Raw genomic sequence first — 8,502 nt, 5'->3', positions numbered from 1 at the left:
GCCTTGGCAGTCTCAGCAGCAAACTCCTGTTGGTGCTGATTTTGTTGGTTCTGACGCTTTACTTCTTGAGCGTTAGTACCAGCAGCAGTTTGGTTTTGTTGTTGCTGTTGCTGTTGCTGACGTTGGTTCTTTTTAGCCATCTGATATCACCTCCGCAACAGTTAATCTAACCAAAAAGCGAAGATGTTATCCAAGATAAACTTTAATTCTTATTACCAAAAACATCTAATTTAAACCTAATTCATTCACTACTTTCTGTTGAACGTTTGGAAATGGATATGTTTCAAGCTCATTAACCTTAACCCACTTCCCTTCAAGGTTAATTGAATCTTGAGATTTAATTTCAGCGACAATTAAATCTAACTCCCAAATAACGTGAGAAAACACATGCCTTACTTGATTATAATCAGAATGAACACTTAATTTAACACCATGTTCTAGCTCAAACCAATTAATAAAATCCTTTTCATCAAATTCTGATTGTGAAAACATCGGAAATTGCCACATGTTAGCTAATAAACCATTTTCAGGTCTTTGCTCGATAAAGTATTGATCGTCTTCATTTTTTAAAACTATTGTGAAAAAAGCTTCCCTCTTCTGTTTTTTTGCTTTAGTTTTAACTGGTAATGCTGCTTGGGTTTCACGCTCGTACGCTAAACAATGTTGTTGCACAGGGCATTGCTCACACTTCGGCTTTTTCGGTTGGCAAATTAATGCTCCTAACTCCATTAACCCTTGGTTAAAAGAAGATGGATCCTCTTGAGACATAACATTAGAAATAACATCTTCAAACATCTTTTTCGTTTTTGGTCTAGCAATATCTTCTTCAATATGGAGTACTCTAGACATAACACGCATAACATTACCATCGACAGCAGGTTCTGCTTGATTAAAAGCAATACTTAAAATCGCTCCTTGTGTATACGAACCAATCCCTTTGAGTTTCTTTAACTCTTTTTTTTTATTTGGTACGATTCCGTCATATGATGTAACAACTTCTTTCACTGCTTCATGAAGGTTTCGAGCTCTCGAATAATATCCTAATCCTTCCCAAGATTTTAATACATCTTGTTGATCAGCTTTAGCTAAGTCATAAACAGTCGGATAACGTTCCATAAATTGTTCAAAATAAGGGATAACTGTATCGACTTGAGTTTGTTGAAGCATAATTTCAGAAACCCATATACGATATGGGTCTTGGTTTTCCCGCCATGGTAAATCACGTTTAATTTCGTTATACCAATTAATCAGATCTTGCTGAAATGCTTCACGATTAAACAAAATGGGTATAGATATAGAAGTAGACTGCGTCATATAATCACCTATTCGATAAGGAGGTATGGACCATTGGATACTGCTACCCATATAACAATGGGAGTTGCAATCGGTGGGTTAGCCACTTTAGACCCAGCAGTTCAACAAAACACTGACCTTTTCCAAGCCGTTTTAATCGGTGCAATTGTCGGTTCACACGCTCCAGACTTTGATACATTTTTTAAATTTAAAGATAATGCCACATATATTAGACACCATCGTGGTTCGTCTCATTCACCATTAGCAGTATTGCTATGGAGTTTATTAGTAACTTTTTCGATCTACGCTTTTTATATAGACATCCCTTGGCTCAACCTATGGTTCTGGGTACTATTATCAGTTGCGTTACACGTTCTTGTTGATATATTTAACGCTTATGGTACCCAAGCATTGAAACCATTTGTTAACAAATGGATTGCATTAGGATGGATCAATACATTCGATCCTTATATCTTCGGTCTATTTTTAATTGGGGCTTTTGCATGGATATTAGGTGCAGAACCAAGTATGACTTATTTAATCGTTTTCTTTGTTGTATTCTTATACTATATTAAACGATTTTTTGATAAAAAAGAAATAACTGATATTTTACAAAAACATTTTCCAAACGCAACAAAAATTATTACACAACCTACAATTCATCATAATACTTGGCGTGTTGTCATTGAAACACCAGATTATTATTTCGTAGCAGATAGTGACCACGGTCATATCGACATTAAAGATACGTTTAAAAAAAATAAATTACCTGAAACAACTGAGATGAATGCTGCATTTCAAGATGGAAACGTCAAAGCTTTTATAGATTTCTCACCCATCTACCGTTATGAAATCGACCGTTTTGATGATTATGTAGAAATCCGCTTTATCGATTTACGGTACCGTTCTAAAGGGCATTACCCATTTGTAGCTGTTGTAACTTTAGATAAATTTTATAACATATTAACTTCCTATACTGGCTGGGTATATTCTGAAGAAAAACTTCAAAAAAAGCTAAGAACCATTGTCATAGCATAATAAAAACCAGTTGAGAGGGCAAGCCATTCTCAACTGGTTTAAATAATCTATTCTGCTCGTTCAGTTAATAACGCGATCGGTAAAGCTTCTTCATCATTAACGACTTCACCTTGTTTCGACTTGCGTTTTCCCCAAGCAAAGACACCATTCATATAATCAATTTCAAACAATTCACTTGGTGAACCGTCTATTTCATAAACTTGTCCACGTCTATACTCTCTTGGATTTTTCATATAAGATTTCGCCATAACGATTTTACGCTGATGCACAGCGTATTCATTAACCATACCCATTTGTTCTGCTTTTTGTGCCTTCTCTGTTAACTCTGCAATTTCTTTTTGCAGTTGTTCTACTGTATATTGACTATAACGACGTTGCATTTCGTATTCTCCTTTCATACTCCATTTTACATCGTATCAAATTCAAGTCATAATAAAAATAGTTTAACTAAAAGTTGGGAGGCTACAACATGAAAACAGCACTAATTACTGGATCCGGTTCAGGTTTAGGACAAGCATTAGCTTTAGAATACGCTAATCAAGACTATACCATTTATCTAGTCGGCCGAAATGAAGAAAAGCTAAACACTTCAAAAAATTTAATTGAACAGTCTGGTGGACAAGCGAAAGTATTCACTTGTGACATTACCGATTGGAACTCTGTCAGCAACTTAGCAAAGCAAATTGACCAAGTTGACCTACTCATTAACAATGCTGGAATAGGCTACTTTAATATACTTGAGGACCTTGAAAAGCACGAAATCGATACGATGGTTAACGTGAACGTAAATGGTATGATTTATGTTACGAAACATTTCTTAAACCATTTACTTTCATCAAATGGTCGTATGTTAAACATTATTTCAACTGCTGGCTTAAAAGGAAAAGTACAAGAATCAGCATACTGCGCTAGTAAATTTGCACAACGTGGTTTTACTGAAAGTCTACAAAAGGAACTAGCTGAAGAAAACATTGAAGTATCAGCTGTTTACATGGGTGGAATGAACACACCATTTTGGGAAGGTAGTGATTTCGTTAAAGATCCATCATTTTTACCTTCACCACAAGATTATGCAAAACAAATTATCGCACAGGATGACGGACGTCATGAAATTCACGTTAAATAAACTTAAAGCATGGAAAAAGGTTAAACCTCCTCTTCCATGCTTTTTTCATTAATATATTGCTCGATTAATTCGGCTGGAAAACCTTTTTGAAATAAAGAAGCTTTTACTTTCTGCTGTAACTGGAAACCTTCATGCTTTCTTTCAAACTTACGCCACGCTTTTTCCCCTTGATACTTTAAAGCCTCGTATTCTTCATCTTCATCGACTGATAATTCAATCGACTGTAACGCGATTTCGATCGCATCATGGGTAAAACCTTTCTGAATTAATGATTGTTTTAAGCTATTCACGTGTTCTTTGAATGACTTTTTACGGCTCGCGTTAACTTTCTTTTCAATTAACTTCACAAGCTTATCTATTTCAAGTTCTTTCGTATAATGACTAAGTCCTTGTTCAACTTCATGTTCTGTTAGCTTCTTTTGATAAAGCTCTTGTCTAATTTTATTTGGACCGTTCATAGAAGTGTTCATTTTCGTTCTAACGTAAGCTTCGGCGAATGCAACATCATCTAATAATTTTTCAGTTTGAAGTCGTTCAATGACGTAAGCAATATCTTGTTCTGTTGCTTCTTTTTTCTGTAAATATTCTATAATTTCAGATTTCGCTCGCATTCGATAGCTTAAATAGTTTAAAGTAAGGGTATAGTATCTATACATGGCATCTTGTTGCTCAATGTTTCTAACTTCCTCACTAGATAACTCTAAACCTTTACGCAATTCAAATCGTACTAATAGATCTTCATGGATGCCAAATGCAAATTCATCCTGACCATTTTTCTCATAAAAGACGTTATATCGCTGTTGATTCTTTTTTTGCTTTGTAATCTTACTAATTTTCTTCATAAAAATACACTCCTGTTAGTGTCATAATTTCATTATAGTACATATAAAAAAGGAGGTACATCTGTTTGAAAATAGTTATTGCAGGTGGAACAGGTTTTGTCGGGCAACATTTAGTCGATTATTTTACGTCAAAAGATGACCAAGTTATTATACTAACACGCAACCCTCGCAATAATAGTAGTGAAGATAATGTTACTTACGTTGAGTGGCTTAATGGGGATTCTCAACCTGAACTGCAAGTTAACAGTGCAGATGTCTTCATTAACTTAGCTGGTGAGTCATTAAATGGCGGACGATGGAATGATGAACGAAAGAAAAGAATACTAGAAAGTCGTATTACAACAACACGAGAACTTATTCGCATCATGAATGCAATGACAAATCCACCCCACACGTTCATAAACGCTTCGGCAATTGGCTTTTATGGAATTTCCGATACAGAAATCTTTACAGAACAAACAGTAAATCCAGGAAGTGACTTCTTAGCTGAGGTGTGCAACATTTGGGAACAAGAAGCAAATGAAGCGAATAAGTTGGACATTCGTACAGTTAAAGCACGTTTCGGATTAATATTAGATCAACATAATGGTGCTTTACCTAAAATAGCTCTGCCCTATAAATTGTTCGCAGGCGGACGTTTAGGTAGTGGTGAACAATGGGTGTCGTGGGTCCACATTTATGACGTTGTTAAGATAATCGATTGGATAATTAATAATAAACAAGTTAGTGGGTCTGTAAATATAACAGCCCCTGACCCCAAACGAAATAAGGATTTCGGCAAAGAGTTAAGTAATACTATTAAAAGACCTCATTGGCTCCCGGCACCTTCATTTGCGATTAAAACACTCTTAGGAGAAATGAGTCTGTTGTTATTATGCGGTCAATATGTATATCCGAAAGCTTTAGAAGACTCGGGTTATCCATTCCAATTCGCAACGCTTCAAACCGCTTTACGTGACTTATACGAGCGATGAATTTGTGAGAAAATTACGTGTTTTAAATTGGTAATTAAAAACTTTAAAAAACCTATTTTCAAATAGACTATGATGTTGTAGAATTCATTTAGTCAAATTCAAGGGAAGGCAAATGGTGCGCCACCGCTTCGAATAGAAGTGGTTCTAGTGGGTTCGATTCCCACCCCGGATTTTTGTTATGTGCATTGTATGCAATAGTTTTTCAGATGTGCAATTGATAAAAATTCGAGGGTGATCGCACCCGTCGCCTGCGTCTTCAGTAAGCGTCACCCTCACGAAACAATTTAAGTTGAAGGAGGGTTTTTTTATGCTTAAAAGAAGAGAATTACAGGATGTCCCTGCGTTATTCCCACTATTGAATGATGAAGCAGTTAAGCCATTCGTACGAGAAAAAGCTGATACGATGGAAGCTTACTACTTCTTCACAAACATGATGAATCAACAAGAAGAAAATGGCGAACTCATCTCAAGAACCATTTTAGATGAGATGGAAAATCCAGTCGGTGCGATCACTCTATATGATATTGATGAACAAAAAGGCTTTTTAGCTACTTGGTTAGGCAAACCATACTTTGGCCAAGGCTATAACCAATATGCTAAAGAACTATTCTTGTGGGAATTATTTATGGAACAAGACATTGAAGTTGTCTTTTTAAAGGTTAATAAATTAAATAGCCGCTCTTTACGAGCAGTCAATAAGTTATCTTACGCTGTTGAAGCAAATGAAACTTATCCGAATGTATACGAACAAATTAATCAAGGTAACAAAGAATATGATCTGTTTGCAATCTACAAAGATGCTTTCATCTTTTATATGCATGAAAATGATGATGAAGAGGTCGATGAACTTGAAGCTTGAAAGAACCGTCCAATAGGTGGAAAACCATCTATTGGACTTTTTTTACCCCTAAAAGCGTTGTAAGTGTACTATTTTATATAGTACACTTTAATTATAAATATTACTTACTTTAACTTTTTCATAATTTTCGAAAGTATTTAGATAATTTTTTGGCTATACTGATAGTAAAGGAGTGAACGATATGGATGCAACTCTGATACAACTACTCATCCCTTTAGGTGTTTTGCAATTAATACTCATTATTATTGCTTTAATTGATTTACGAAAGATTGATGAAACAAACGGCCCAAAGTGGATGTGGATACTGATTATTATATTCTTCAACTTAATAGGACCGGTCTTATATTTCATTATTGGAAGGAGGATGTAACAAATGACATTAATGTCTGTAGAACAACTGACTAAAACATATCAATCAACAAATGTTGTAGATGAACTGACTTTTTCGTTAGAACCAGGTAAGTGTGTTGCCCTTTTAGGACCAAATGGGGCTGGTAAAACAACAACACTTAGAATGTTAGCTGGATTTATTAAGCCAACTAAAGGTGAGATCGTTTTTAATGAAGAAAGGTTTAGCCGTGATGTCCGTCATTATGTAGGATACTTACCACAGTACCCTGTTTTTCATAATTGGATGTCTGGAGAAGAGTTTTTAATTTATGTTGGTCAGCTTGCCTATTTAACGAAGCATGAAGCGAAAGCAAAAGCAGCAGAATTACTAGACTTAGTGAATTTAAGCGATGCTAAAAAGCAAAGAATTTCAAAGTACTCAGGTGGTATGAAACAGCGACTAGGAATTGCTCAAGCATTAATTCACGACCCTAAACTCATCATACTAGACGAGCCAGTTTCATCATTAGATCCAATTGGTCGACGTGAAGTATTAAATTTAATTAGAGAATTGAAAAAAGATGCCACCATTTTATTCTCCACTCATATCCTTAACGATGCTGAAGAAGTAAGTGAAGAAATCTTGCTCATGCATAAAGGGAAAATGATTAAGCAAGGTGCTATATCAGAAGTAAGTGAAACTCAAGGGACAACATCGATTCACTTATCATTCGGAGAAGAACCTAAGTTTATCGAAGAACGATTAAAAGAAATAGACTCTGTGTTTAACGTTAATAGAGAAGAAGATGGATTCATCGTAACCGTTCATGATATTAATATAGCACGTAGTCAGTTACTTGATTTAATTAAGCAAGAAGATTGGGAGTTAACAAGATTTGAGATAGGTAAAACTTCACTTGAGGACATTTTCATGAAGGCGGTGACAGAATAATGCAATGGCAAACGATATTCAAAAAAGAACTAACTGAACATTGGCGGAGTTTTAAGTGGATATGGGTTCCTATTGTTTTTATTATTTTTGCAATTATGGACCCGCTAACGATGTATTACTTCCCAATCATCATGGATACTGTCGGTAACGTACCAGAAGGAGCAACAATGGATTTCCCTACTCCATCTGTAGCTGAAGCAATGATCATGAGCTTTAGTCAATTAGGAATGTTAGGTGTTTTAATTGCAGTCGTCGTGTCGATGGGATTGGTTTCAAAGGAAGTTAAAAGTGGTGTTTACGAACTTGTCTTATCCAAGCCTGTTAGCTTCACAAATTATATTACAGCTAAATATGTTGCTATACTAATGCTAATCGCCTTTTCACTAGCTGTTTCTTTACTCGTCGGCTGGTATTACGTCAATATTTTATTCGGAACTATTAGCTTCATTCAAATTACCATTAGTATATTATTCTTTATTGTCTATTTCATGATGATTTTAGGCATTGTTATGTTGTTTAATAGTTTTTTAAAGTCTCAAGGGTTAGTCGCATTTCTATCAATCATTACAGTTGTTGCATTAAATGTTATATCAAGCATATACAGCCACGTTATAACATGGAGCCCGACACTAATTAGTGACTATATTAACGTTTATTTCTACTCTGGACAATTAGAAACAGAGATCTGGTTCAGCTCAGTTTCAGCCGTTGCAATTACCGTTATTTGCTTAATAACTGCGACAATTACACTAAAAAATAAAGCGATTGATTAGTAGTATTAAAGAGGTGCCCACTTTGTGGCCCCTCTTTTTACATTGGATAGGCGAATACAGAAAAACTTAATTGAAAGTTCACTTCGCCGTCGTCATTTTGTTGGTATTGAAGTTGTGTAACTTGTAACAGTCTTTCACTACTCTCTAATTCATTAACAAAACTTTCTAACTGACCCTCAGATTGAGTATATCCGTTTATTTGCATCGTTAATACTTCGATCTCTTCAGTAAAACTCGATTGTTCAAACAGTTCATTCATTGTAATAGTCTGTTGATCATCATAACTATAAGATTGAATAACCGAATTAGTAGATG

Annotated in this window: 11 protein-coding genes; 7 read left to right on the top strand and 4 right to left on the bottom strand. The window is 35.3% G+C overall.

The window, feature by feature from the left end; genetic code table 11:
- Positions 1-225 precede the first annotated feature (225 nt).
- Positions 226-1,314, bottom strand: a complete 1,089-nt coding sequence (gene mutY / locus A194_RS0112355) for an A/G-specific adenine glycosylase (RefSeq protein WP_017187142.1) — start codon at positions 1,312-1,314, stop codon at positions 226-228.
- 33 nt (positions 1,315-1,347) lie between these two features.
- On the opposite strand from mutY, the gene A194_RS0112350 reads away from it, so the two are divergent.
- Positions 1,348-2,331 carry a metal-dependent hydrolase gene (locus A194_RS0112350; protein ID WP_040402860.1) on the top strand — a complete coding sequence of 328 codons (984 nt, stop codon included), beginning with the start codon at positions 1,348-1,350 and terminating at the stop codon, positions 2,329-2,331.
- A 47-nt stretch (positions 2,332-2,378) separates the two neighbouring features.
- On the opposite strand, the gene A194_RS0112345 is transcribed toward A194_RS0112350, so the two are convergent.
- Positions 2,379-2,711: a YfhH family protein gene (locus tag A194_RS0112345; protein WP_017187140.1), complete on the bottom strand. Its 333-nt coding sequence runs from the start codon at positions 2,709-2,711 to the stop codon at positions 2,379-2,381.
- A gap of 89 nt (positions 2,712-2,800) precedes the next feature.
- On the opposite strand from A194_RS0112345, the gene A194_RS0112340 reads away from it, so the two are divergent.
- Complete coding sequence (locus A194_RS0112340; RefSeq protein WP_017187139.1) at positions 2,801-3,457, top strand: SDR family NAD(P)-dependent oxidoreductase; 657 nt, start codon at positions 2,801-2,803, stop codon at positions 3,455-3,457.
- 20 nt (positions 3,458-3,477) lie between these two features.
- Here A194_RS0112340 and recX read toward each other — a convergent pair whose 3' ends face one another.
- Positions 3,478-4,299, bottom strand: coding sequence for a recombination regulator RecX (recX, locus tag A194_RS0112335; RefSeq protein ID WP_017187138.1), 822 nt, complete (start codon positions 4,297-4,299; stop codon positions 3,478-3,480).
- Positions 4,300-4,364: 65 nt separating this feature from the next.
- On the opposite strand from recX, the gene A194_RS0112330 reads away from it, so the two are divergent.
- From A194_RS0112330 to A194_RS0112310, 5 genes are all read left to right on the top strand, one after another.
- Positions 4,365-5,273, top strand: a complete 909-nt coding sequence (locus tag A194_RS0112330; RefSeq protein ID WP_017187137.1) for a TIGR01777 family oxidoreductase — start codon at positions 4,365-4,367, stop codon at positions 5,271-5,273.
- A 307-nt stretch (positions 5,274-5,580) separates the two neighbouring features.
- On the top strand, positions 5,581-6,132 hold the full coding sequence (locus A194_RS0112325; RefSeq protein WP_017187136.1) for a GNAT family N-acetyltransferase: 552 nt from the start codon (positions 5,581-5,583) through the stop codon (positions 6,130-6,132).
- A gap of 181 nt (positions 6,133-6,313) precedes the next feature.
- Positions 6,314-6,502: a PLDc N-terminal domain-containing protein gene (locus tag A194_RS0112320; protein ID WP_017187135.1), complete on the top strand. Its 189-nt coding sequence runs from the start codon at positions 6,314-6,316 to the stop codon at positions 6,500-6,502.
- A 3-nt stretch (positions 6,503-6,505) separates the two neighbouring features.
- Positions 6,506-7,414, top strand: a complete 909-nt coding sequence (locus A194_RS0112315) for an ABC transporter ATP-binding protein (RefSeq protein ID WP_017187134.1) — start codon at positions 6,506-6,508, stop codon at positions 7,412-7,414.
- On the top strand, positions 7,414-8,187 hold the full coding sequence (locus A194_RS0112310; RefSeq protein ID WP_017187133.1) for an ABC transporter permease: 774 nt from the start codon (positions 7,414-7,416) through the stop codon (positions 8,185-8,187). Before A194_RS0112315 ends, A194_RS0112310 begins: the two co-directional genes overlap by 1 nt.
- Positions 8,188-8,224: 37 nt before the next feature.
- Here A194_RS0112310 and A194_RS18380 read toward each other — a convergent pair.
- Positions 8,225-8,502: PilN domain-containing protein (locus A194_RS18380; RefSeq protein WP_040402854.1), on the bottom strand; the 278-nt coding region annotated here is incomplete at its 5' end.

The organism is Alkalibacillus haloalkaliphilus C5, from assembly GCF_000269905.1.
In the GTDB taxonomy this organism is placed as follows: domain Bacteria; phylum Bacillota; class Bacilli; order Bacillales; family Alkalibacillaceae; genus Alkalibacillus; species Alkalibacillus haloalkaliphilus_A.
This window is presented reverse-complemented; position numbering and strand designations above follow the sequence as displayed.